The following is a 22,924-nucleotide window of genomic DNA, read 5'->3' on the forward strand; positions in this document are numbered from 1 at the left end:
TGACTTGACATAGTGTCAAGCTAAGCGCATTTGACACCATGTCAACTTTACACGGTGTCAAGCAAAGGAGATTGACGATGACACAGACAGTTCGCCAACCCATTGAACATACCGGCCCGGTTTTGGTGCTGGGCGGAACCGGAAAGACCGGTCGACGCATTGTCAGTCGACTGAAACGCAGGGGGATTGAGACACGTATCGGCTCCCGGTCCGCGAGTCCCGCGTTTGACTGGCAAGATCCAGACGGGTGGGACGCAACGCTCAAAGGCGCGTATTCCGTTTACATCAGCTACACACCTGACCTCGCGGTTCCGGCGGCCAAGGAGGCCATTCTGGAACTGGTTCATCGGGCGAAAGCGCATGGCGTAAAGCATCTTGTCTTGCTGTCCGGGCGCGGAGAGCCGGACGCGCAAGCTTGTGAGCGGTTCGTTCAGGAAAGCGGGATTGACTGGACCATCGTCCGCGCAAGCTGGTTCAACCAGAATTTCTCCGAGGGCGAATTCCTGCAGCTTGTTCTTTCGGGAAACATCACCCTGCCCGTCGGGCACGTAAGGGAGCCTTTTATTGACGCCGACGACATTGCTGACGTTGCCGTCGCCGCGCTCACGGAAACCGGGCATGCTGGTGAAGTCTACGAAGTCACCGGTCCGCGCCTGATGACGTTTGAAGATGTGGCACAAGACATAGCCAACGCTTCGGGGCGCCCAGTGAAATTCGTCCGCATTCCCTCCGAAGACTTTCTTCAGGGCTTACGCCAGGCGGGCGCCCCTGATGACCAGATCTGGCTGCTGGATTATCTGTTCACGAATGTCCTTGATGGACGCAACGCGCACTTGACGGATGGCGTCCAACGCGCGCTAGGCCGTCCGTCAAAAGACTTTTCGGAGTTTGCCCGCGAAATGGCAGCAACCGGCCTGTGGAGGAATGCGGCATGACTCAGCCACTGACCCGCATATTGCTGGCCGTGTCTGGAACGACCGGACTTACCATCGGATTGGCGATCCTGTTCCGGCCGCACGCCTTCCTCGCCTCAAGCGGCATAAGTCTCGGATCGGACGCCAGCCTGTTATCGGAAATCCGCGCGCCCGGCGGACTATTGCTCTTGGGCTCACTGGTCACGCTGAGCGGTGCCATCCGACACAACCTGATGCAGGCCGGTCTGGTCTTCTCCGCGCTGATTTACAGCACATACGGTTTGTCCCGCCTGGTCAGCATCGTGTTGGACGGAATACCCTCACCCAGTCTTCAGCTCGCCGCCCTCATCGAACTCGTGATTGGCGCGCTCAGCCTGTTCGCCTTGCTGCAGCATGGAAAGATCAGCGGAGAAGAAAAATGAGCGCCGAATTGTTCGCATACATCTGTCTCGCTGTTGGACTGGCCAGCGCGCTGGTCGGCGGAGTATTCCAGTCATTCTCTGACTTCGTGATGGCAGGGCTTGTCCGCGCAGCGCCGTCAGGTGGCATAGACTCCATGCAGCAGATCAACCGCACCGTGTTCCGCTCGGTGTTCCTGGCGACCCTGCTGGGACTTGTCCCGATCATGCTCGTCATGTCCCTGCTCGCCTGGCAGACACAGGATGGCGCAGCCAAGACCATGATCTTTACCGGGTCGGCCATCTATATCGTTACCGTGCTGGGCGTTACCATGTTTGGGAACGTCCCGATGAATGAGCGACTGGATCGCCTGCCCCATCTCGATCAGGACGCCGCCAAATACTGGAAGACCTATGGCGTCGTCTGGACCCGCTGGAACCACGTCCGCACTCTTGGATCGGTCGCTTCCGCGATCTGTTATTTGCTGGCAGCGATGGCCTTGTCCTAGCTCTGCCCGAAACGACGGGTGAGATTGGAGATGCTTTTCGACAGGACTAGAATTTCCGGAGATTGCAGGTCCAGCTTGCCGGCCAGACTGGACCGCAAATTCTCCAGATCGAACAAAATCTCTCGTACTGCCACGTCCGGAATTGCGCTCTCGATCCATCCAACACAGGCCAGACGCGTGCCGGATGTGACAGGCGCAACGCGATGCAGTGTCGTTGACGGATACAGGACCAGGCTGCCCGCCGGCAATTTGACGGACTGAGTCATGCCTGCCAGCTCAATTTCCAATTCACCCCCTTCATAGGTGTCCGGCTCTGACAGGAACAGCGTGAAGGAGAAATCCGTCCGCAGGCGCGACGTGCCGATCGGCATGAATGGGTTGTCGACATGGTGGCCATATCCCCCACCCGCCTCGGTCCGGCTGACGATCAACTTGGAAAACTGACGGGGCTGGGCCGCAGCGCGCAGCACGGGATGACACTCGACCCTGGCTTTCAGCTTGTGCTGAACCTGCGTGCCGAGACGCGAGGTCAGGTCTGCCTGCTGGTTGTGTTTCACCGCCCGGGCGGTCCCGCCCGCCGTTTCGGCACCATCCCGCCACCCCAATCCACCGATCAGCTTCAGCGTCTCATCCAGTTCTTCACGGTCGAGTACATCAGAAAGGGTCAAAAGCATGGGCAGGCCTACTTGCGAATAGTTTGCATTTGCGTCATTCCCCGCTATAGCAGATCGACACAATAAGGAACTCTATCATGGCTTTTGACACCAAATTGAAGCAGTGGACCAGTCTGGGTCTGGGCACGGTCCTGATGACCGGCGCACTGGCTGGCTGCGGCGAAGCAACCAAGCCTGCAGACACACCGGCAGCGGCTGAAGTTTCCGAGACTGAAGCCAACAGCCATGCAGGCGACGACCATCACGGCGCTGAAGCCGATGCTGCTGCTCCAGCTACAGAAGCCGGCGAAGGTGAAGGTGGTGTGACCATCGAGGCTGCCTATACCGATCCGGTGGTCTACAAATCAGCCATCGCAATTGCTGCCGCCCACGTTCTGGCTGCGCGTGATGCCTATGCCGAAGGCAAAACTGAAGCCGCTGCGGAGATGTTTGCTCACCCAGTCTCTGAAGTGCTGTTTGACATGGAACCAGTCTTCGCCTCCCAAGGCGTTGAAGACTTTACCGGCCTCTTCTCCGACACATCAGCCGCCGTTTTCGCGGGCGAAAGTCAGGAACAAATCAATGCGCGGACCGATGAGATCCTCGCAGCGCTGGACAAGGCCGCTGAAAGCGCACCGGAAACCGACATGTCCGACGCCATGGTCAGCGCCAGCGTCGCATCAGACCAAATTGAGCGCGCGTCCGACATGTACACATTGTCGATCGATTCCGATTTCTATGAAACCTATCTGGACGGCTATGGCTTCTACAAGGCAGCTGAGCTGACCTTTAGCGAGAATGAAGCGGCAATCGAAGCAGAGAATGCCAACGCCGCTTCGGCGATCCGGTCTGCGTTGGCCCTGTTGGCGGATGCCTACCCAACGGCGCTGCGCCCCGATTCGCTCGATTCTGATGCATCGGCGTTGGCGGTGGCTGCGTCCGAAGTCCAGTTGGAACTGAGCCAGTAACGGCAATTTTACCTGCGCAGGGCCTTCGATACGATCTGTCGTAAAGGAAGGCCTTGCGCGCCCCGCGCATCACATTACCGTAGGGCGACTTGTAGAGAGGCGCCGCCAAGACGCGCCCGGTATTTTCGGGAGGAGTTCGGCGGATGACCGACACGACAGCTGGCCAGACGGCTACAGACGGCCATATCACCGGTTTCGGCTCCAAGGGCTATCGCACTTATGTGCTCGTAGCCCTCATGCTGGTCTACACGCTCAACTTCATTGATCGCACGTTGATTTCGGTTGTCGCCCAGCCGATCATCAACTCTTTCCAACTGAACGATACACAATGGGGCCTGTTGTCCGGTCCGCCCTTTGCGTTGTTCTACGCCGCGATGGGCATTCCGATTGCCATGTGGGCCGACCGGGCCAATCGCGTCCTGATCATCGGGTTGTGCATCATCATCTGGTCCGTCATGACGGCCCTGTGCGGTGTGGCATCAGGCTTCATCTGGCTGCTCATATTCCGGGTTGGCGTGGCCGTAGGCGAGGCCGGCTGCACCCCTCCCGCCAATTCGCTCATCACCGACTATTATCCACCCAAGAGCCGTGCCGGCGCGCTTGGTATCTATTCCATGGGCGTGACACTTGGCGGCGTGCTGGCCCAACTGTTCGGCGGTACAATTGCCGGCATCAAGGGGGCCGATTTCGGTGCCTGGGTCCAGTCTATCGGTCTTGGTGGCCTGTTTACCGGGCTCGACTGGGCCACGGTGGAAGGCTGGCGCATTGCCTTTGTTCTGGTGGGGGCGCCCGGTGTGCTGATCGCCTTGATCGTCATGTTCACGATCAAGGAACCGCCGCGGGGCTATTCCGACCCACCTTCGGCCAAAAGTGCGGAGAAGGCGCCATTCTTTGACGCGTTCAGGGAGTTCTCACCAAAGCCAACCTTTTGGTGGCTATCACTGGGCGCTGCGCTGGTCGCTTTTGTTGGCTATGGCCTGATCAGCTTCCAGGCACCATTCCTGCAACGCGTGCATGGCATCGACGTCCGCGATGCGGCCGTGCTGTACGGTGCACCATTGGCGGCGGTTGCCGCATTCGGAACTTTCCTCGGCGGCTACATTTCCGAGAAGCTCGAAGGCCGATTCAGATCGATCTCGGCCTGGCTGCCCGGCGTGGGTCTGCTGATTGCTGTGCCCGCCTATGTCGGAGCCTTTTTTGCTCCCTCAATCGAGCTCGCCTTCGGGCTCTGGATCATCGCAGGCACGATGCACTACGCCTATCTGTCCAGCCAGTACATGGTCGGCACCGCCATTGTCAGCCCGCAATCGCGCGCCACCACAATCGCCGTCCTGCTACTGATCGTCAGCCTGATCGGCAATGGCATTGGCCCGCTCTTTGTCGGTGCGATGAGTGACTTCTTCATGGGTCAGGAAATCACCAAGGCTGGGCTTTCGGCTTTCGCAGAAGCCTTCAATCCGCGCCTCTGCGGCACAGACCCGGCCGCGCTGGGCGCAGAGGGACCGGAACTCTGCCGCGCCTATGCAAATGGGCTGCGCCATTCCATGGCTGCGACGGTGCTGTTCTTCCTTGCCGCCGCCGGCTGCTATTTCATGGCGGCCCGTTCGTTCATGAACGACAAGTATAATCCCGATGCCCCGACTGCAGGTATGGGCACCTGAATCCCAGTGACGGAAAGAGACACGTAGAATGACAGACACGACCGCCGCCTCTGCTCCCTCCGATGAAAAGCCCGGATACGAAACCGGATACAGAACCAAAGGCTATCGCGCCTATGTGCTCGGCTCTCTGCTGGTCGTCTACATCTTCAACTTCATTGACCGGTCGATCTTCGGCATCCTGACGGACCCGATCCGCAACTCGCTCAATCTCGAAGATTGGCAAATGGGTCTTCTGGGCGGCCTCGCCTTCGCAACCTTCTACACCACGCTGGGCATTCCGATTGCTCGCGTTTCGGAAAAAACCAGCCGGATGATGATCATTATCCTGTCGCTGGCGGTCTGGAGTTTGATGACCGTGATGTGCGGCTTGGCCGTCGGTTTCGCCAGCATGTTTGTCTGCCGCCTGCTTGTCGGCGTCGGGGAAGCAGGATGCACCCCGCCGGCCCAGTCCGTCATCGCGGACTATTTCAAGCCCGGCAGCCGCGCCACCGCCGCGTCTATCTACGCGCTTGGCGTACCGCTCGGCGGCATGTGCGCGGGCCTCGCGGCAGGTCCGATCAATGATTACGTCACCGGAGAAAACGTCCACACCCTGCTGGAAGGTTGGGGCTGGTCCTGGGCAACCGGCCTGCTCGACTGGAAAAGCCTCGAAGGCTGGCGCATTGCCTTTATCGCCGTTGGCCTGCCGGGCCTGCTCTTCGCTCTGATCATCGGGCTTACTGTGAAGGAGCCACCACGCGGCTACACTGACCCGCCAAACGCCTCAAAGCCCGAGCGCGAAACATTCGGCGCCGCCCTGAAAAAGCTCAGCAAGAAGCCGACCTATGTTCATGTCGTCTTCGGCGCAGCGCTCGCTTCCTTTGCCGGATATGGCATCGCGGCCTTCTCCACCTCCTTCCTGCTGCGCACGCATGAATTGTCGCTGACAGAAGCCGCGCTGATCTTCTCGCTGGTGCTCGGCCTGATGGCGGCGATTGGCGTGTTCCTGTCCGGCTTCCTCGCAGACCGTCTGGCCAAGCGCTATCCTACGGCGCTTTCGTGGATGCCAGCGCTCGGCATGGGCTTGTCAGTCCCGCTCTACTGGATGGGGTATCTCAGCCCCTCAGTCGCGCTGATGCTGCCGCCGCTGATGGCCGCTGCGATGCTACACTATTTCTACCTTGGGCCAATGTATGCCGTCTCAGCCGGCGTCGTGGATGCTCGCACCCGGGCAACCGCCGTGGCCATCACGCTGTTCGTCGTGAACCTCATCGGTCTCGGTCTCGGACCCACATTGATTGGCCTGCTATCGACCGTGCTGAAAACGATGATGCTGTCTGGCGCAGATCTTGGTCTGACCCTGGACCTCTGCAAGGAAACTGCAAGCCTCAGCGCCGATCAGGCCTCCGCCTGCACCAGCGCGGATGCTCGCGGCCTGCAATGGTCGATCATCATCTTCGCAACGATCTATGCATGGGCAGCCATCCATTATCTGCTGGCTGGCAAGACGCTGCAGCGTGACATGGTGGCCAAGACGGCCTAATCGGTCCGCATGGCAGTCTACACCCAAGTATCCGATGACGCGCTGGCCGCGTTCCTCGATGAATATGACCTCGGCAAGGCCCTCTCTTTCAAGGGCATTGCCGAGGGCGTCGAGAATTCGAACTATTATCTCGAAACGACATCAGGGCGATTCATCCTGACCCTGTTTGAAAAGCGCGTGAACGCCGATGATCTGCCCTATTTCATCGGCCTGAAACAGCACTTGTCCGCCAAGGGCTTCCCCTGCCCGCAGCCAATCATGGCGCGCGATGGCAAGGCCCTGCGCACGCTGGAAGGTCGCCCGGCGGTGATCGTTTCCTTCCTCGAGGGGCTCAGCCCGAAACGCCCCAGCCCGGCCCAGTGTCGCGGGCTCGGCGAAGGTCTCGCACGGATGCATGTGGCGCTGTCGGATTTTCCGATGACGCGCGCCAACAGTCTAGGACCGGCCGCATGGCCACGTCTCTGGCAGGGCCAGTCCGAAGAAGCCGCCAAACTGCAAGCCAGCCTGCCGGACCTGATCGATGAGGCCCTTGCCGATATCGCAGAGGCGAAACCGCAGAGCCTCACCCTGCCACGTGGCACCATCCATGCAGACCTCTTCCCGGACAACGCATTTTTCCTCGGCGAGGATTTCTCCGGTATCATTGATTTCTATTTCGCCTGCACGGATGCGCTGGCTTATGATCTCGCCATCTGCCTGAACGCCTGGGCCTTTGACGACAATCCGGGGCGTGGTGCGATCGACTTCAATTATTCCAAAGGCGCAAATCTGATTGCGGGCTATGAAAGCGTGCGCCCGCTGGAGCCTGCTGAGCGAGACGCCCTGCCCCTGCTGGCGCGTGGCGCGGCCTTGCGCTTTTTCTTGACCCGGATGGTGGACTGGACGTCGACGCCCGAAGGTGCCCTCGTAAAGCCCAAAAATCCCCTCGAATATGCCGGTCGTCTCGCCTTCCATCGGAAGGTGACGAATGCGGAAGGCTATGGTGCATGACAGGCGAGCGGAAGAAATGGGTCACGCTGATCAGCGCCACGCTGGTCGCTCCCATTTTTGCCGCAACCCTCACCGCGACTGTCCTCGCCTTCGTCATGTTTCCTGAACTGATCTTCCAGACGGAAGTCACCTCTGGCATTTATCGTCAGGCGACCCTTCGAGAGATGGCTACCAGCCTTGTCGGGTTCAGCTTCGTCGGCCTGTTCCTCGGCATCATGCTTGGCTGGCCTGCGATGCTCATTGGTGGACTAATGCTGCACACTTTTTTCCTCCGCAGGCAAATGACCAGCGTCATGACATACGGATTGGCCGGGCTTGTGGCCGGTACATTGGTCATGCTCGCCTACTTCATGGTCACAGGTGGCTGGCGAACCCCAGTGACCATACTGCAGATGGGCCCGGCCCTTTTATCGGGGCCGATCACCGGAATCCTGTCAGCAAGCATATTCTGGCTGATCCGCCGTCCAGATCGGATACTGCATCCATGAGTGAAGCTGACACCCAAACGCCAGGAACCATCGCCTATGCGACAGGATATGGCCCCGAAAAGATCCGCCGGGTAAAGTTGGGCCTGTTCCTGGCGTCCCTCGCCGCCTGTTTCAGCGTTACGCTGATTGGTCTTGCCGTCGTGGCCGTTTTCAGCCTGCTCGAAGACATAGGCCTCATATCCGGATACAATTCGTCGCCTTCCGGCTTTGTGATGGGCATCCAGATGGCAAGCCTGATGTCCCTGTTCAATTTCATTCTGTTCTTCGTCACCGTTCCGGCGGCGTGGCTGGCCATGGGCCTGTCCATTGGTCGGTTCCCGCATCGGGGCATCAAGCGCCGCGCGCCCTATCTGCGCTGGGCCAGCATCTGGGGCGCGTTGCTCGTGGGCGGCACGACAGGGGGCTTCGGCATCTCATCCTCCCCGCTCACCGGGCTTGGCGCGGTCCTGACCGGCGGATGTATCGGCGCGCTGGCGGGCCTTCTCTGTGGCCTGTTGTTTCTCGCCATTGTGCGCCCGGCTGAACAGCTCCACGCGGCAGATATCAGCGTCTTCTGACGCTTGACGGTTTCGCCAAAGCCCCTCACCTCAAACCCATGACTGATCTGATCGAAATCTGGACTGATGGCGCGTGCAGCGGCAATCCCGGCCCTGGCGGTTGGGGCGCGCTGCTTGTCGCGGGCGAGAACCGCAAGGAACTCTGGGGCGGCGACAAGGCCACCACGAACAACCGTATGGAAATGCTGGCCGTGATCGAGGCGCTCAATGCGCTCAAGAAGCCGTCAAAGGTCACCCTGCACGTTGATTCCACCTATGTGAAAGACGGGCTGACCAAATGGATTCATGGCTGGAAGCGCAATGGATGGATAACCGCCGCCAAGAAGCCAGTAAAGAATCAGGACCTCTGGATGGCAATGGATGAAGCCTGCCAGCGCCATGACATCACCTGGAAATGGGTGAAGGGCCATGCCGGTGACCCCGGTAATGAAAAGGCTGACGAACTGGCCCGGCGCGGCACAGAGGAAGCTCGCGGGCACTAGGCAGTCCCGGTACGGCAAGTTCCAGGCAGCGGCGTGGATGACGGCGCGCGGGAAATCCGGACCGAATAGCCCGAGCTTTTCTGGGGGCTGTGACAAGCGAAGTGCCTTCCTTCGGCCAACCCGTTCCTCAAGCCCGCTTGTCCGCTAACGGTCCCTATGCCATCGTTCAGGCGTTGCGGATATCAAGTGGGAACGCAGATATGGTTGAACTCATCGTGCAGGCCGCAACGATTGCCGCATTGTTGGCCGCTGGCTGGCAATTATGGGAATCGCGCAAAAGCACGACAGAGCTGAGCCGAATCAAGGATTCCCTGACAACGCGGTTCCTCGGACATTTCCCAAATTATAACAATGACATAGCCGAGATCATAAAACGCGCGAAATCGGAAGTCGTGATCTTGTGCGATGTGCCCGGCTATGGAGTCATTTCCGACCCATTGGCTTGGTCGCGAATTGTCGAGAGCATCCAGTGGGCGCTGTCGAAAGGCATCTCCGTGAAAATCCACGCTTACAATGATGCTCATATACGCGACATGCTTCGCGAACAGGGGTTTGAAGATCTGGACGAAGAACGGTTTCGGAAACGAGTCGGTATCCAGACGGAAACGTTCACGCCGGAGCAGGCGCTCGAAGCCAGCGTCGCGTTGCATGAATCAATCATCTCGCGGGACTTTGCCGAATGCGATGTTGTTCGAATCGACCACAAGATTCCGCTTTATTTCTGGATGATTGACGGCCGCGAAGCCATTGTGTCCATCCCGACTTATGCTGAAGGCGTCACCGAGTACGGTTTCTGCACCTCCGATCGGTCACTTCTCACGGCGCTGCACAGCATGATACCCCGAATGATGCGCACGGGCAGCACCCCAACTGGTTCCTCCGGCCCTCACATCCGCTAACGCAAGTGTGACCCCACCGGTGTACAGGCCATGCTAGAAGCGGCGGACCACATGATCCGGAGCTGTCCCCATGCGTATCGTCCTTGCCGCTCTTTCGCTCGCCGCCCTGACGGCATGCGGCCCCTCTATTGCCGCCCCTGGCAGTCTGGCCGATGTGAAGGAGATCACGGTGCCCGCGGAAGACACACAGCTGCTCGCCGTGCTCAGCTATGCCAGCTGGTGCGGCGCCTGCAAGGCGCTCGATCCGAAGGTAGAGGCCGTGCGTGCCTCGCAGGCATATCCCGGCGTCGAATTCTTTGCACTCGACTATTCCGCGCGGAATCGCGAGGCATATTTCGACGACGCCAAAACGCTCGGCATTGCAGAAACAATGCACATGGTCTTCCCCGACAGGGTAAAGACCGGCCAACTCTACCTGATTGACCGGTCTTCAGGAACTGTCGTCGGGACAGTGTCGCAATCCATGACGGAAGTAGAGATCTCCGCCGCCATTGAGGCTGCGCTGTCCTGACGATCAGGACGCTGCACAGGCACCCGTTTCCTTGTTCAGTGCACGGCGTACCGTATCGATGTATTTGCCCGTGGTCTCGAAGCCATCGCGCGTGACGCCATAGGTCGGGCTGCTGCCGTCTTCGATGAAATCAGCCATCAGGCGGCCCGCAGCCTCTTCCAGATGAAGGTCGTTTTCCGCGCGAATGTCGGACACGATTTGGGACACTTTCAGGATCGTCACCTGAGCCTCTTCAGGCTTGTCGGCGAGCAGCGTTGCGTAGCAACCGCAATAGACGTCAATCGTGTCGCCATCTTCTGCAAGGTCCTCCACAATCTCCGGATCCCCGGCCAGCATGGTGTTGCAAACCTTGGCAGCATCATTGTCAGCGGAGCTTCCCACACTGCATGCGGCGAGGGCGAGGCAGGCGCTGGCGAACATCGGGAGTCGGATCATGTGGATTTCCTTCAGCTTGGATCAGGCCGGAACCTTGCCTGACAGCATACCTGCCAGACGATTGGAGATGATGTCATCGGCTTCTTTCATGATTCGATCGATGAGTTCCTTACAGGTCGGAACATCGTGAATCAGACCGGCAACCATGCCGCATGACCATGCACCGGCGTCCATTTCGCCTTCCTTCATGATACGCGGGTAAACGCCGGCAACTTCCTCGATGATGTCCTCGAATTTCAGGTCGGCGCCAAGGGCACGTTCCTTCTCCAGCAGGCGCTCGACCGCCGCATTGGTCAGCACGCGTTCCGTGTTGCGCAGCGGACGCATCACGAGGCGCGTATCCAGTTCGGAAGCCGCGACAATCGCGTCTTTCACATTCTGGTGCACGGGCGCTTCCTTCGTCGCAATGAAGCGCGTGCCCATATTCATGCCGGATGCGCCCATCGCAAGCGACGCAACAAGGCTGCGGCCATCGGCCTGGCCACCGGATGAGACGAACGGAATTTCCAGCTCATCAGCCGCACGTGGCAACAGGATCATGTTCGGAATGTCGTCTTCGCCAGGATGCCCGCCACACTCGAAGCCATCTACCGACACGGCATCACAGCCAATCGACTGGGCCTTCAGCGCGTGGCGCACGGCGGTACATTTGTGAATCACCTTCACGCCCGCATCCTTCAGGACGGGCAAAACCTGCGCCGGATTGTTCCCCGCCGTTTCGACGACTTTCACGCCGCCTTCGATGATGGCCTTGATATAACCCGGATAGTCCGGCGTGTTCACGGTTGGCAGGAAAGTGACGTTCACGCCAATCGGCTTGTCCGTCATATCCCGGCACCGCGCGATCTCATTGGCAAGGTCGGCAGGTGTTTTCTGCGTGAGTGCGGTAATCACACCGAGACCGCCAGCGTTCGACACGGCGGCTGCCATTTCGGCAAACCCGACATAATGCATGCCGCCCTGGATGATCGGATGCTCGATTCCGAACATTTCGGTGATGGCAGTCTTCATAGCATATCCTCCTTGTTTCCGGCCTATCCTTGGCGGAATGAGGTCTCGGAAACAAGGCTGACATTGGGGAAAGAGCGGCTAGCTGACAGGCGACCAGGACTTCTTCGGACGCGACCGGCGCTTCTGTCCGCCACCTTGGCGGGGTCCGGACTGGCCAGACTCGGCGCGCGCGGCCGGACGACTGCCGCCATTGCGGTCACCACCGGGCTTGCCACCACTCTTGCGAGGGGCTTTGCCACCGCCAGACCGCGCGCGATTTTGCGACTGACCACCCTGACGGCGCCCGCCGCCTTGACCGCCGCGGCCCTGGCCACCCCTGCCCCGGCTCTGCTTGGTATGCGGGCCCGGCTCCTCAGGAAGCGACAGGTCCAGCGCCATGTCTTCCGCCAGTTCGATCCGGTCGATCTTGCGGCCGATCAGCTTTTCAATGTCACGCAGATAGCCGCGCTCATCATTGCCAACGAAGGACAGCGCGATGCCACTGCGCCCGGCGCGGGCCGTGCGACCAATGCGGTGGACATAGGATTCCGGCAGGTTCGGCATGTCCATGTTCACAACATGGCTGACGCCATCAATGTCGATGCCCCGCGCGGCGATGTCTGTAGCCACCAGGATCGGGGCCTTGCCGCTCTTGAACGCGTTCAGGGCGCGAATGCGCTGGTTCTGACTCTTGTTGCCGTGAATTGCCTCGGCATAGAGGCCCTCATTGGCAAGGAAGCGCACGACCTTGTCAGCGCCATGCTTTGTGCGCGTGAACACGATGGCGCGGTCCATATCGTCGACAGACAGGACTTCCGCCAGAAGGCGCGGCTTGGCCGTGCCCTGCACCATGTAAACGGCCTGATCGATCTTCTCGGCAGGCTTGGAGACGGTCGCTACCGTCACTTCGGCCGGATCGCGCAGGAAGTCGTTCGCCAGCGCGCGAATTTCCTTCGGCATCGTGGCGGAAAACAGCAATGTCTGACGGCGCACCGGAATGGCCTTCATCACTTTGCGGATCGCCGGCAGGAAGCCCATGTCCATCATCTGGTCGGCTTCATCCAGCACAACGGCTTCGGTGCCGCTCAGCTTCACGGCGCCGGTTTCCATATGATCCAGCAGGCGTCCCGGCGTTGCTACCAGCACGTCCACGCCGCGCGCCAGCGCGCGCACCTGGCCGCCGGGCTTCACGCCGCCGACGACAATCGTGGTGCTCAGTTTCATTTCCTTGCCATAGATGCGAACACTTTCCGCAATCTGCGCGGCAAGTTCACGCGTTGGCGCAAGGATCAGGATGCGGGCGGATTTCGCTTGCGGGCGTCCCGGATTGGCAGCGAGGCGGCTCAGCAGCGGCAGCACGAAGGCCGCCGTCTTTCCCGTGCCGGTCTGCGCGATACCTACAAGGTCGCGCCCTTCCAGCAGGGTTGGAATGGATTGCGCCTGAATTGGGGTCGGCTTGGTGTATCCCTCAGCGGCAATTGCCTTGAGGATCGGCTCGGCCAGGCCGAGTTCGGTAAACTGTGTCAAATCAATACTTTCATATGCGGGCGCCGAGCGGACTCAACAGTCCGCGCGCCCAGTTAGGCTCTAAGTTTTAGGAAGCCTGCTTTTGATCGGCATCCCGGTGTGTTGCGCACTCGACGCGGCACCGGAAAAGGTAACGATCAATGCGAGAGCAGCAGCGTTTCGCCCTGCTGAGGCGGCATATGGCATGCATTGGCCGCATCTCCAAACTTTATTGTCTGTATCAGAGTGTCCAGCGTGCTCCGCGTGGTATATCGGCAACAAGGCTCTTCGCCGCCACCATGAACACACGCTCCTGTCCTAGGGCGAACGCCATCGCCCCTTCCGGAAAGATCGGCGCAAAGGCCTTGTCCAGCACATTCAACCCGCCGGTAAACGCGCCCATGGCCGGCATCACCAGTCGCGCGCCATCACTGGCGAAGCAGCGCCGACGCACCGAACGTCCCCGCCCGATAATCTTCGCTGCAGGGTGCAAATGCCCGGCAATCTCACCCAGCTCGCCTGTCGGCTCATGGCGGAAGACGAGCGGGCCAATGCGCAGCACCTTGCTGGCGCGGCCGCCCAGATGCGCTGGCGGGTCCGGATCGTGGTTGCCCTCCACCCAGACCCAGTCATGCGCCGAGGTCAGCGCCTGAATGCGGCGCGCATAGTCTTCCGGCAGCCGCAACTCCGCCGCGCGGTCATGGAAACTGTCGCCAAGGGAGATCACGGTCTTCGGCTTCAGCAGCGCGCAAAGCCGCTCGACCAGCGAGAGCGTTGCCGCCGTGTCATAGGGCGGCAACAACTGGCCCCGCGCCGCAAACGCGCTGCCTTTCTCGAAGTGCAGGTCCGACACGACCAGCACCCGCTCCGCCGCCCACCACAACGCCCCTTCCGGCAGCGGCGTCAGCAACTCCCCGGCCAGATGCAGATGTGTTTCAGAGGGCTTCTTCGCAGCGGCTGTCATGACAATAGAATTGGACGCGTCGACCGGGCCCGTCAATCTGAGGAAACCATGATCGGTGCCAGCCGCTGCAGCGCCGGGAAAATCACCTTTCTTTACATGCATTTAAACATATTTCCCTAGGCTGTTCCTCACGCAAAACAACAAAACAAGCGTGGTGGGTCATTCGACATGACAGAAATTGCAGCCCCCTGGACCGATGCCCTCGGCAGCGCGCAGCGACTGAGTGGCTGGATATTCGGCCTGCTGCCTTTTGGCCCTGGCGACCGCACGCACTGGACAGGCCTTGTCGCCTTCCTGCTCATCGGCACATCTCTCTGGGCCATCAATCGCAAATCACTTCGTGAGGAAGGTTTCAGCGGCCTCGTCAACTATCTGGTCCCTTCCCATATCTATTTTTCCCGATCATCGCTTGTCGATGCCAAGGTCTTCCTGGCAAATCACCTGTTTGATCCGCTCCGCCTGATACTGTCGCGCGGTCTGCGGCTGCTGATCGTCGTGAATGTTGCGCACTTTGTCAGTTCAGGCGTACACGGCAATTCTGCAGACGGCACGCTGTCTTTCCCAATGCTGTTGTTGGCTGCACTCCTGGCAGCTCTGGCGAGCGACTTCGCCTATTATGTCAATCACCGCTTTCATCACGAGAACCGTATCCTGTGGCCCTTTCACAAGCTGCATCACAGTGCAGAACACCTCACACTGCTGACGGCCAAGCGCAATCATCCGGTATTCGATTTCCTGCTCGCATTTTTCAACTCCATTTGTATCGGGCCCGTGATTGGAGTCATATATGGTCTCTTTGGCATGTATGACGTTGCCACCCTGTTCGGTCTGAGCGTCGTCTTCATCGCCTTCAACTTTGCAGGCGGGGCCTTGCGCCACTCACACATCTGGCTCGATTTCGGACCGGTTCTGGATCACATTTTCATCAGCCCGGCCCAGCATCAGATCCACCACTCCATGGCCCCACGCCATCACGACAAGAATTACGGACTTGTCTTCGCTGTCTGGGACTGGATGTTTGGTACACTGTACGTTCCCAAGGGGCGCGAGACACTGCAGTTTGGTGTTGCCGACCGGGCCGGCCGTCCGGAACCCCAGACCCACACTTCACTGGTCACGGCCTACGCGGTTCCGTTTGTCGAAGCCGCTCAGGCCGCTCGTTCCCCCGCCCGCCCAGTCGCAGGAGTCCTGACCGAATGACTCGCGGCTTCTCCATTTACCTGGATCTAATCCGCTTCCTTGCCGCGCTGGTCGTGTTGGCTTCCCACATCGGCTACTATCGGTTCACACAAGGCAACATGCAGTGGATCCGGGACCTGAATTTGGGCAGTGACGCCGTGGTCCTGTTCTTTGTCCTGTCCGGTTTCGTGATCGCCTATACGACTTTCGCCCGCAATCGCGGCGCTGCGGTGTACGCAGAAGCCCGCCTTGCCCGTCTGTACTCAGTCATCATTCCAGCACTCGTCTTCACTTTCGTGATCGACACGCTGGGCGCACAATTGATGCCACATGCCTACGAAGGGTGGTGGTACAATGCCGAGAACCCGGCTGGGCAAGTGTTCCGGGCCCTTACTTTCACAACCCATGCCTGGTTTGACAATATTCGCGTCGGCACAAACGGACCTTTCTGGTCGGTTGCTTATGAAGCCTGGTACTATGCCGGCTTCGGCGTCGCCGTGTTCTGCCGTGGTCGTACGCGTATTCTGCTCCTCAGCCTGATGGCACTCATCGTCGGCCCGTCTGTGCTGCTGCTGGCGCCTTGCTGGGTTCTGGGCGTCGTTTTGCAACAATTCGTTCAGCGCGGACATGCCACGAAACTGTCAACGCCAATGGGTTGGCTTCTCGCAATCACGCCTTGGATTCCATATGCGGGCGCGTTGGCACTTGACCTACCTGACCGTCTGTTGAGTGCAACCTTCGTGCTGCTCGGACAAGACTCACGGCCCTATGATGTGTTGGGCTTTTCCGACGAATTTCTCTGGAACACCCTTCTCGCAGTCTTGATGTCCCTACATTTCTTGGGCGTCTACCGACTTGCCAGTGAGGCGAACTGGATCGGCGCCCGTATGGAAGCCATTGTGAGATGGTGTTCAGGCGCAACCTTCTCATTATACTTGTTTCATTATCCGATTCTGACCTTCCTGCACGGCCTGCCGGGCTATGACGGGGCGAACACAGTACACGTCATCGTTATGGCAATCGTCACGCTTGTCGCATGTTTCCTGCTCGCGGAGATTTCCGAACGACGCCTTGGGCACTGGAAGCGGATAACCCGAAACATCTTTGAGCGAATAGCCTCCCTCAAACTTCGGACATCTCCGATCTAGTCACCCCATCGCATCGCGCACCAGGTCGGCCTCGGCCTCGCCCAGAATCGCGTCTTGTACGGAGGCACCAGACACAGGCTCCTTGCCGATCTCCAGCATGACGGGCACCGCGAACGGGCTGATCTTCTTCAGGGCCTGATGGTCGATCTTGCCACGAATGCGCACCAGCGCATCTGACAGGCGGCGCACATCCAGCAGGCCCGTGGCCGCATCCTGGCGGGCGGCCTGCAGCAGAATGTGATCCGGCTCGTGGCTGCGCAGCACGTCATAGATGAGATCAGAGGAAAAACTCACCTGCCGGGAATTCTTTTCCTTACCCGGAAGGTTTCGGTGGATGAGGCCGGAAATCTGTGCGCACTGGCCGAAGGTCCGTTTCATCAGCGCGCTCTCGTCCAGCCAGCTTTCCAGATCATCCCCCATCATGTCCGGATGGAAGAGGGCCTCCATGTCGATACCGGACATATCCTCCATCCCCCAGACCGCCATGGCGTATTCGCTGGCCACAAATCCGGTCGGCTTGGCGCCCATACGTTCCAGCCGCCGGCTCAGCAACATGCCCAGCGTCTGGTGTGCCAGCCGCCCTTCAAACGGATAGCAGACCAGATAGAAACGCCCGCCGCGTGGGAAGGTCTCGACAAGCAGATGGTCCGGTGGCGGAATTTCGGATTTCAGCTTCTGGATCTCGAACCATTCCCGCACGGGGTCTGGCAGCCCCTGCCATTGTGAGGGATCGTGAATCATGTGCCGCACGCGATCTGCCAGAAAGGTGGTCAGCGGGAACTTGCCGCCATTATAGGACGGGATGGCTGGCTGTTCACTCACCGCCCGCACGACCAGCGCGTCCATACCCTCCACGCCGACCAGCCGCAGCACTTCGCCCGCAAACAGGAACGTGTCTCCCGGCGTGAGGGTGGAGAGGAAGTATTCCTCCATCTCGCCCAGCTTCAGGCCGGCGCGTACGGCCCGTTTCTCTCCCGGCTTTTCCTTGCCGATGAAGTTCGCCAACCGCACCGACAGCATGGGAGATTCCACAATCGCCCCGACATTCATCCGGTGCGCCTGCGCGTCTCGCGCCGTCCGCGCCACCCATACGCCGTCCGGCCGCCGCACGATCCTGTGGAAGCGATCATAGGTTTTCAGCGCATAGCCACCGTTCGCCACGAAATCGACAATCCGCTCATAGGTTTCCCAGTCCAGACTCTGATAGGGCGCCGCACGGATTATCTCGTCATACAATTCCTCCAGCTGAAACCCGTCGCCACAGGCACGTCCCATGACGTGCTGGGCCAGTATGTCGAGCGCGCCCTCGCGGATTCCCTCCCCGTCGATCTCGCCCGCTTCGACGGCTGCCTCTGCCGCGCTGCATTCCAACACCTCAAACCGGTTCGTTGGCACAAGGACAGCCCGGCTCGCCTCATCCATCCGGTGATTGGCGCGGCCGATGCGCTGGATAAGGCGCGCAGCCCCTTTCGGTGCGCCCATCTGGATCACCAGATCCACCTCGCCCCAGTCAATGCCAAGATCCAATGTGGATGTACACACCACCGCCTTCAGCAAGCCCGCCGCCATCGCAGCCTCGACCTTCGTGCGCTGTTCCCGCGCCAGAGAGCCGTGATGCAGTGCAATGGGCAGGCCATCTTCATTTGCGCGCCATAGCTCTTGAAACATCAGTTCGGCCTGGCTGCGCGTATTCACGAAGACCAGCGTCATCGTCGCGCGCTTGATCGCGTCGTATACGTCGGGTACGGCGAACCGTCCCGAATGGCCGGACCACGGAATTCGCTGCTGGGAGATCAGAATGTCGACATCTGCAGACACGCCGCCTTCCGCCGTCAGGATACGAACATCATGCCCAGGCGGGCGAACATCCAGCCAGTCCGCCAATGCCTGCGGCTCGCGCACCGTCGCGGACAGGCCGAGAAACCGGCAGGCCGGTGCCCAACTCGCCAACGTGGCAAGGCCCAGCGCCAAAAGGTCGCCCCGCTTTGACGCAGCCATTGCGTGAATCTCGTCCACGATCACGCATTTCAGATCCGCGAAAAATTCCCTGGCATGATCGGAGGCGATGAAAAGCGCCAATTGTTCCGGTGTGGTCAGCAGAACGTCCGGCGGAGTCCGCCTTTGCCGCTGGCGCACATGGCTGGGCGTGTCTCCGGTCCGGCTCTCGATCTTGATGTTTAGCCCCATCTCTTCGACGGGTCCCATAAGGTTGCGTTGAACATCGGCTGCCAGCGCCTTCAGCGGAGAGATGTAGAGCGTGTGCAAGGCGGGCCGGTCAGAGTTTGCCGCCCGCTTGCGTTCACTCAGTTCCATCAGGCTGCCCAGAAAGCCCGCCAGCGTCTTGCCGCCGCCGGTTGGCGCAATCAGCAGCGCGCTCTCGCCTTTCAGGGATTGCTCCGCCAGTGCCAGCTGGTGCGGCCGCGCTTTCCAGCCGCGTCCGGCGAACCAGGCCTCGAACGGTTCTGGCAAGAAGAATGGAGAAACGGCGGCATCAGCCATGATTGAAATTAAAATCTCGCAAGAATTGCAGTATTTGGCTTTCTTTCACTATGCGTTCAGCTTGGCTCAGGCCAAACCTATTTTTCAGAGAACCGATATGAGGCCCGCCATGTTCCGCTCCCTTGCTGTGTCCGCCAGTCTGATCGCGCTGGCGGCTCCTGCCCTTGCCCAATCCCCTCTGGAACAAGCGCTCGCTGCGTCTGCGGAGGGCCCGCTCTATGCGTTTGACCTGACGCTTTCCGCCGGAGAGGTCGACGCGCTCATGCGGGTCGACCCAAGCCAGCCGGAAGGCGAGCGTCTCAGCGTGATTTCACCTGAACCTGAAGACTGGAGCGAGGACTTCGCCAAGCGGGTCGAGAACATGAAGGCCAATACAGATGGCGAAATCTGGTGCCAGGATTTTGCCGAGAACATTCCCGTCGCGGATGCGACGCTTGTCAGTGAAACAGACACCACCGCAACCTACAGCTTCAGACCGCAGCCCGGCGCAGAGCCAGATGACATGGACAAGATCTACAAGCACCTCATCGGAAAAGTCGTCGTGGACAAGACCGCGCCCGGCATCCTCAATTACGAGATGATGGCAGAGAAGCCGTTCAAGCCGATGCCGGTCGCAAAGATCAAGCAGTTCGAGATGAAAGTCGCGTGTGACCGGGCCCCCGATGGCCGCACCCATGTCTCCAGCCTTGATGTCACCGTCGAAGGCTCTGCCATGATGAAAAGCTTCAGCCAGTCCGACCGTCAGATCATCTCGAACCTGACACCGATCCCGAACTCCGGAACCGGCTCCAGATAGGCGCTATTCCTCGAGGCCATACTTTTCGAGGATCTCTGCCCGGATGGCATCCTTCGCGCGATCAGAGCGGGCCCGACGCGCATCGATCGTCGCCTGGATTTCCAACTCGATCTGCTCGCGCTGGGCTGCCTCTTCCGCCCGGGCATCGTCCGCCGCCTGAAGGCTGAGCAGCACGTCCCGCGTAAACGCATTGATATCAAACCGCGCACCGCCGATCACATCATAGCCGCGCCGTACGATCACGGCATTCATGCTCGGCACGATCACGACATACTGGCCGCGATTGCCCGCCATGTAATAAGTGCCGGCCGGGATGCCCTCGGCATCATTCATCAGCCAGAATTGCGCACCATAGCCTGCGCCGCTCAGCGGCTGGGCCGGTCCGGGGGACGAAACAAATTCCACCCAGCCTTCCGGCAGCAGGCGCTCATTGCCCCACATGCCATCCTGCAGATAGAGCTGGCCGATCCGCGCAAGATCGCGCGCTGTCGACCAGACCTGGCTGGACGAGATGAAATCGCCGTTCCAGTCCACTTCCAGCGTCGTGTGCACCGCGCCGATCTTGTGCAGCAATTTCTCATACGGGAAACGATGATAGGAATCATCCGTGCCAAGAGACTCGCGGAAGGACCGCATGGCGATCAGCGTGTCATTGTTGGAATATTTGAACCGCGTGCCCGGCTTCACTTCCATCACCTTGGACGCCGCCTGGTCCACGACGCGCCCGCCGCCGAAATAGATGCGGTCCGTGCGCGATCCCGTCTCGCCACTGTCGAGGCCGCTTGCCATCTGCAACAGGTCACGCAGCGTGATTTCACGGCGCGGGTCTGCGCCATTGTTCCAGTCAGCGATCACCGCCGGATAATCCAGATCAATATGCCCGTTGCGACGCGCCGCGCCCAGAATGGTCGCCGTGATGGATTTCGCGACCGACCATGTCCGCTGCGGCGTTTCATGGTCGATGCCGCGGGCATAGCGTTCGGCCACAACCTGCCCATCCTTCACCACGACCACAGCGCTCGTGCGCGTGCCATTGCCGTAGGAGCGTTCGTCAAAGGCGAACGAGACCGGCGCTTCCAGCCGTTCGGCCTCTTCGATGCGCAGCTGCACTTTCACGTTCGAGCCGATGGCGCTGCCCCGGTCCTCGCCAGAAAATTCCGGCCAGGCGGCAAAGCGCGGCAGGAAGTTCAGCGCGCCCTCTTCCGCGCCGACGGGCAGCTGCGTGCAGCCAAAGCCGGGGCGCCAGGCCGCAATGCGCGGCGGCATGCTGGTCGAATAGGTTACCGACACCGTCTTGCGCGCGGCATCAATCACCGCATCCGGCAGCTTGTCGAAACTGCGCTGGTAATCAGGATAAATGCCGGACAGTTCATTCTGGCGGATCTCTGCGGGCGTCTGGCCGGCGGTGAACAGGGCCGAACAGGTGAAGCTCGCCTTGTAGCCCGCAGCCAGCGCATCCTCCAGCGCTCGCGTCGTGCCGCCTTCTTCTGCGATGGCGGGCATGGCCACCACGGCCAGGGCGGACAGGGATACAAGACACTTCCGGACTGCGCGCATGCGTGATTCTCCTCTGGATCGGCCCGATCTTTATGCACACGAGACCATGTCGCAAGTGTGGCGAGGCAGTTAAGGATTGCATAAGGCTACGGGGTGCGCCCCTTCCCCGTCCGCGTGCATCGCCTACATTGAGGGCATGCTGCGGCCAGACCTCCTGCTTCACCCCACCCCCAAGGGGCTTTATTGCCCGCCGGGGGATTTCTATCTTGATCCCGTGCGTGGCGCGGTGGACCGGGCGGTGATCAGCCACGGCCATTCGGATCATGCGCGCGGCGGCCACGGCAAGGTGCTGGCCCATCCGCACACGCTGGCCATCATGGCCGCGCGCTATGGCGACAGTTTCGCCAAACAGACCCAGGCCGTCGAATATGGCGAGGCGATCGAGATCAATGGCGTCACCGTCTGGCTCTCCCCGGCGGGGCACATTCTCGGCTCGTCACAGATCGTGGTGGAACACAAGGGCCTGCGCATGGTGTTCACCGGCGATTACAAGCGCCGCGCAGACCCCACCTGCCCCGGCTTCGAGCCGGTGGAGAACACGCATGTCTTCATCTCCGAGGCGACGTTTGGCCTGCCCGTCTTCCGCCATCCGCCTACGGACCAGGAAATTGACCGCCTGATGCGCTCAGTCGCGGACAATCCGGACCGCACCCATTGCATCGGCGCCTACTCCCTGGGAAAGGCCCAGCGCGTCATCAAGCATCTGCGCCTCGCCGGGCATGACCGGCCCATCTACATTCATGGCAGCCTGGAAAAGCTGTGCGAGGTGTATGAGGCGGCCGGCGTCACGCTGGGAGAGCTGCGCCCCGCCACGCTGGAAGACCGGTCAAAGGCCGCGCGCGAAGCCTTCCGTGGAGAGATCGTCATTGCTCCGCCCGGCGCCTTTGAAGGCAAATGGGCCCAGCGCTTCCCCGATCCGGTGATCGGCTTTGCCTCTGGCTGGATGAGCGTGAAACAGCGCGCCAAGCAGCGCGGCGTCGAACTGCCACTCGTCATCTCCGACCATGCCGACTGGGACGAACTGACCGACACGATCCGCGAGGTCGACCCGCAGGACCTCTGGATCACCTATGGCCGCGAAGACGCCCTCGTCCGCTGGGCCGAACTCGAAGGCCGCCGCGCCAAACCGCTGCGGCTGGTAGGGTACGAGGAAGAGATGGGGTGAATATGGAGAGCCCGCTGCTGTGTGGTCATCAACGTCCGTTTCTTAGCATATCCTAGTCGAAAGCGATCAAAATCAAAAGCCCTCTTGCACCCTGAAGGAGAAATCTGTCAGGTTGGTATTTCGATTCATCCAT

General features: G+C 60.2%; 23 protein-coding genes. 16 read left to right on the forward strand and 7 right to left on the reverse strand.

From position 1 onward, the window contains the following. The first annotated feature begins 77 nt into the window (after positions 1–77). The 3 genes from HF931_RS01170 to HF931_RS01180 are packed head-to-tail and all read left to right on the forward strand — an operon-like array spanning position 78 to position 1,821. Entirely contained in the window at positions 78–935 is an 858-nt protein-coding gene (locus tag HF931_RS01170) for an NAD(P)H-binding protein (protein WP_273241545.1), read from the forward strand. Further along, on the forward strand, positions 932–1,336 hold the full coding sequence (locus HF931_RS01175) for a DUF4345 domain-containing protein (protein WP_273241546.1): 405 nt from the start codon (positions 932–934) through the stop codon (positions 1,334–1,336). The genes HF931_RS01170 and HF931_RS01175 overlap by 4 nt, the downstream gene beginning before the upstream one ends. Continuing rightward, on the forward strand, positions 1,333–1,821 hold the full coding sequence (locus HF931_RS01180; RefSeq protein ID WP_273012827.1) for an anthrone oxygenase family protein: 489 nt from the start codon (positions 1,333–1,335) through the stop codon (positions 1,819–1,821). Before HF931_RS01175 ends, HF931_RS01180 begins: the two co-directional genes overlap by 4 nt. Here HF931_RS01180 and HF931_RS01185 read toward each other — a convergent pair. Then, entirely contained in the window at positions 1,818–2,495 is a 678-nt protein-coding gene (locus tag HF931_RS01185; RefSeq protein ID WP_273241547.1) for a Fe2+-dependent dioxygenase, read from the reverse strand. The two genes, HF931_RS01180 and HF931_RS01185, sit on opposite strands and share 4 nt — an antisense overlap. A gap of 77 nt (positions 2,496–2,572) precedes the next feature. Between HF931_RS01185 and HF931_RS01190 the strand changes: the two genes are divergently transcribed. The 9 genes from HF931_RS01190 to HF931_RS01230 all read left to right on the forward strand — a co-directional run bounded on the left by HF931_RS01190 (position 2,573) and on the right by HF931_RS01230 (position 10,552). Next, a complete protein-coding gene (locus tag HF931_RS01190; RefSeq protein ID WP_273012823.1) occupies positions 2,573–3,442 on the forward strand; it encodes a hypothetical protein in 870 nt (289 codons plus the stop codon). Positions 3,443–3,585: 143 nt separating this feature from the next. Then, on the forward strand, positions 3,586–5,103 hold the full coding sequence (locus HF931_RS01195; RefSeq protein WP_273241549.1) for a spinster family MFS transporter: 1,518 nt from the start codon (positions 3,586–3,588) through the stop codon (positions 5,101–5,103). 28 nt (positions 5,104–5,131) lie between these two features. Then, positions 5,132–6,625, forward strand: coding sequence for a spinster family MFS transporter (locus tag HF931_RS01200; protein ID WP_273241550.1), 1,494 nt, complete (start codon positions 5,132–5,134; stop codon positions 6,623–6,625). 9 nt (positions 6,626–6,634) lie between these two features. Next, positions 6,635–7,615: a homoserine kinase gene (locus HF931_RS01205; protein ID WP_273012115.1), complete on the forward strand. Its 981-nt coding sequence runs from the start codon at positions 6,635–6,637 to the stop codon at positions 7,613–7,615. Beyond that, positions 7,612–8,103: a hypothetical protein gene (locus HF931_RS01210; protein WP_273241551.1), complete on the forward strand. Its 492-nt coding sequence runs from the start codon at positions 7,612–7,614 to the stop codon at positions 8,101–8,103. Before HF931_RS01205 ends, HF931_RS01210 begins: the two co-directional genes overlap by 4 nt. After that, the gene (locus tag HF931_RS01215; protein ID WP_273241552.1) at positions 8,100–8,660 is read left to right on the forward strand and encodes a hypothetical protein; all 561 of its coding nucleotides are present in this window, start codon (positions 8,100–8,102) and stop codon (positions 8,658–8,660) included. The genes HF931_RS01210 and HF931_RS01215 overlap by 4 nt, the downstream gene beginning before the upstream one ends. Before the next feature lie 38 nt (positions 8,661–8,698). After that, complete coding sequence (gene rnhA / locus HF931_RS01220) at positions 8,699–9,142, forward strand: ribonuclease HI (protein ID WP_273241553.1); 444 nt, start codon at positions 8,699–8,701, stop codon at positions 9,140–9,142. 200 nt (positions 9,143–9,342) lie between these two features. Next, positions 9,343–10,041 (forward strand): hypothetical protein, encoded by a 699-nt coding sequence (locus tag HF931_RS01225; RefSeq protein WP_273241554.1) that lies wholly within the window; start codon positions 9,343–9,345, stop codon positions 10,039–10,041. Positions 10,042–10,111: 70 nt separating this feature from the next. After that, positions 10,112–10,552: a thioredoxin family protein gene (locus HF931_RS01230; RefSeq protein ID WP_273241555.1), complete on the forward strand. Its 441-nt coding sequence runs from the start codon at positions 10,112–10,114 to the stop codon at positions 10,550–10,552. 3 nt (positions 10,553–10,555) lie between these two features. On the opposite strand, the gene HF931_RS01235 is transcribed toward HF931_RS01230, so the two are convergent. The 4 genes from HF931_RS01235 to pdeM all read right to left on the reverse strand — a co-directional run bounded on the left by HF931_RS01235 (position 10,556) and on the right by pdeM (position 14,447). Then, on the reverse strand, positions 10,556–10,987 hold the full coding sequence (locus HF931_RS01235) for a hypothetical protein (RefSeq protein ID WP_273241557.1): 432 nt from the start codon (positions 10,985–10,987) through the stop codon (positions 10,556–10,558). Between the two features lie 21 nt (positions 10,988–11,008). Next, the gene (locus tag HF931_RS01240) at positions 11,009–11,998 is read right to left on the reverse strand and encodes an NAD(P)H-dependent flavin oxidoreductase (protein ID WP_273241558.1); all 990 of its coding nucleotides are present in this window, start codon (positions 11,996–11,998) and stop codon (positions 11,009–11,011) included. Between the two features lie 78 nt (positions 11,999–12,076). Next, the gene (locus HF931_RS01245; RefSeq protein WP_273241559.1) at positions 12,077–13,504 is read right to left on the reverse strand and encodes a DEAD/DEAH box helicase; all 1,428 of its coding nucleotides are present in this window, start codon (positions 13,502–13,504) and stop codon (positions 12,077–12,079) included. Between the two features lie 220 nt (positions 13,505–13,724). Further along, positions 13,725–14,447 carry a ligase-associated DNA damage response endonuclease PdeM gene (gene pdeM / locus HF931_RS01250; protein WP_035551255.1) on the reverse strand — a complete coding sequence of 241 codons (723 nt, stop codon included), beginning with the start codon at positions 14,445–14,447 and terminating at the stop codon, positions 13,725–13,727. A gap of 168 nt (positions 14,448–14,615) precedes the next feature. On the opposite strand from pdeM, the gene HF931_RS01255 reads away from it, so the two are divergent. Both HF931_RS01255 and HF931_RS01260 read left to right on the forward strand, forming a co-directional pair. Then, complete coding sequence (locus tag HF931_RS01255; RefSeq protein ID WP_273241560.1) at positions 14,616–15,647, forward strand: sterol desaturase family protein; 1,032 nt, start codon at positions 14,616–14,618, stop codon at positions 15,645–15,647. Beyond that, entirely contained in the window at positions 15,644–16,774 is a 1,131-nt protein-coding gene (locus HF931_RS01260; RefSeq protein WP_273241561.1) for an acyltransferase family protein, read from the forward strand. The genes HF931_RS01255 and HF931_RS01260 overlap by 4 nt, the downstream gene beginning before the upstream one ends. Here HF931_RS01260 and HF931_RS01265 read toward each other — a convergent pair whose 3' ends face one another. After that, on the reverse strand, positions 16,775–19,273 hold the full coding sequence (locus HF931_RS01265) for a ligase-associated DNA damage response DEXH box helicase (protein WP_273241563.1): 2,499 nt from the start codon (positions 19,271–19,273) through the stop codon (positions 16,775–16,777). Positions 19,274–19,382: 109 nt separating this feature from the next. Here HF931_RS01265 and HF931_RS01270 point away from each other — a divergent pair, with 109 nt between their 5' ends. Further along, a complete protein-coding gene (locus HF931_RS01270; RefSeq protein ID WP_273241564.1) occupies positions 19,383–20,069 on the forward strand; it encodes a hypothetical protein in 687 nt (228 codons plus the stop codon). 3 nt (positions 20,070–20,072) lie between these two features. Here the strand turns inward: HF931_RS01270 and HF931_RS01275 are convergent, their stop codons facing one another. Continuing rightward, positions 20,073–21,626: a serine hydrolase domain-containing protein gene (locus tag HF931_RS01275; protein ID WP_273241565.1), complete on the reverse strand. Its 1,554-nt coding sequence runs from the start codon at positions 21,624–21,626 to the stop codon at positions 20,073–20,075. Positions 21,627–21,762: 136 nt separating this feature from the next. On the opposite strand from HF931_RS01275, the gene HF931_RS01280 reads away from it, so the two are divergent. Further along, positions 21,763–22,791, forward strand: a complete 1,029-nt coding sequence (locus tag HF931_RS01280; RefSeq protein ID WP_273241566.1) for a ligase-associated DNA damage response exonuclease — start codon at positions 21,763–21,765, stop codon at positions 22,789–22,791. Positions 22,792–22,924: the final 133 nt, after the last annotated feature.

It is taken from the genome of Hyphomonas atlantica corrig. (assembly GCF_017795365.1).
GTDB classification, from domain to species: Bacteria; Pseudomonadota; Alphaproteobacteria; order Caulobacterales; family Hyphomonadaceae; genus Hyphomonas; species Hyphomonas atlantica.

Excerpts from the sequence above, each read along its gene's own strand:
- HF931_RS01170 (WP_273241545.1), top strand. The coding sequence starts at position 78 with ATGACACAGACAGTTCGCCAACCCATTGAACATACCGGCCCGGTTTTG.
- HF931_RS01175 (WP_273241546.1), top strand. The coding sequence starts at position 932 with ATGACTCAGCCACTGACCCGCATATTGCTGGCCGTGTCTGGAACGACC.
- HF931_RS01180 (WP_273012827.1), top strand. The coding sequence starts at position 1,333 with ATGAGCGCCGAATTGTTCGCATACATCTGTCTCGCTGTTGGACTGGCC.
- HF931_RS01185 (WP_273241547.1), bottom strand. The coding sequence starts at position 2,495 with ATGCTTTTGACCCTTTCTGATGTACTCGACCGTGAAGAACTGGATGAG.
- HF931_RS01190 (WP_273012823.1), top strand. The coding sequence starts at position 2,573 with ATGGCTTTTGACACCAAATTGAAGCAGTGGACCAGTCTGGGTCTGGGC.
- HF931_RS01195 (WP_273241549.1), top strand. The coding sequence starts at position 3,586 with ATGACCGACACGACAGCTGGCCAGACGGCTACAGACGGCCATATCACC.
- HF931_RS01200 (WP_273241550.1), top strand. The coding sequence starts at position 5,132 with ATGACAGACACGACCGCCGCCTCTGCTCCCTCCGATGAAAAGCCCGGA.
- HF931_RS01205 (WP_273012115.1), top strand. The coding sequence starts at position 6,635 with ATGGCAGTCTACACCCAAGTATCCGATGACGCGCTGGCCGCGTTCCTC.
- HF931_RS01210 (WP_273241551.1), top strand. The coding sequence starts at position 7,612 with ATGACAGGCGAGCGGAAGAAATGGGTCACGCTGATCAGCGCCACGCTG.
- HF931_RS01215 (WP_273241552.1), top strand. The coding sequence starts at position 8,100 with ATGAGTGAAGCTGACACCCAAACGCCAGGAACCATCGCCTATGCGACA.
- rnhA (WP_273241553.1), top strand. The coding sequence starts at position 8,699 with ATGACTGATCTGATCGAAATCTGGACTGATGGCGCGTGCAGCGGCAAT.
- HF931_RS01225 (WP_273241554.1), top strand. The coding sequence starts at position 9,343 with ATGGTTGAACTCATCGTGCAGGCCGCAACGATTGCCGCATTGTTGGCC.
- HF931_RS01230 (WP_273241555.1), top strand. The coding sequence starts at position 10,112 with ATGCGTATCGTCCTTGCCGCTCTTTCGCTCGCCGCCCTGACGGCATGC.
- HF931_RS01235 (WP_273241557.1), bottom strand. The coding sequence starts at position 10,987 with ATGATCCGACTCCCGATGTTCGCCAGCGCCTGCCTCGCCCTCGCCGCA.
- HF931_RS01240 (WP_273241558.1), bottom strand. The coding sequence starts at position 11,998 with ATGAAGACTGCCATCACCGAAATGTTCGGAATCGAGCATCCGATCATC.
- pdeM (WP_035551255.1), bottom strand. The coding sequence starts at position 14,447 with ATGACAGCCGCTGCGAAGAAGCCCTCTGAAACACATCTGCATCTGGCC.
- HF931_RS01255 (WP_273241560.1), top strand. The coding sequence starts at position 14,616 with ATGACAGAAATTGCAGCCCCCTGGACCGATGCCCTCGGCAGCGCGCAG.
- HF931_RS01260 (WP_273241561.1), top strand. The coding sequence starts at position 15,644 with ATGACTCGCGGCTTCTCCATTTACCTGGATCTAATCCGCTTCCTTGCC.
- HF931_RS01265 (WP_273241563.1), bottom strand. The coding sequence starts at position 19,273 with ATGGCTGATGCCGCCGTTTCTCCATTCTTCTTGCCAGAACCGTTCGAG.
- HF931_RS01270 (WP_273241564.1), top strand. The coding sequence starts at position 19,383 with ATGTTCCGCTCCCTTGCTGTGTCCGCCAGTCTGATCGCGCTGGCGGCT.
- HF931_RS01275 (WP_273241565.1), bottom strand. The coding sequence starts at position 21,626 with ATGCGCGCAGTCCGGAAGTGTCTTGTATCCCTGTCCGCCCTGGCCGTG.
- HF931_RS01280 (WP_273241566.1), top strand. The coding sequence starts at position 21,763 with ATGCTGCGGCCAGACCTCCTGCTTCACCCCACCCCCAAGGGGCTTTAT.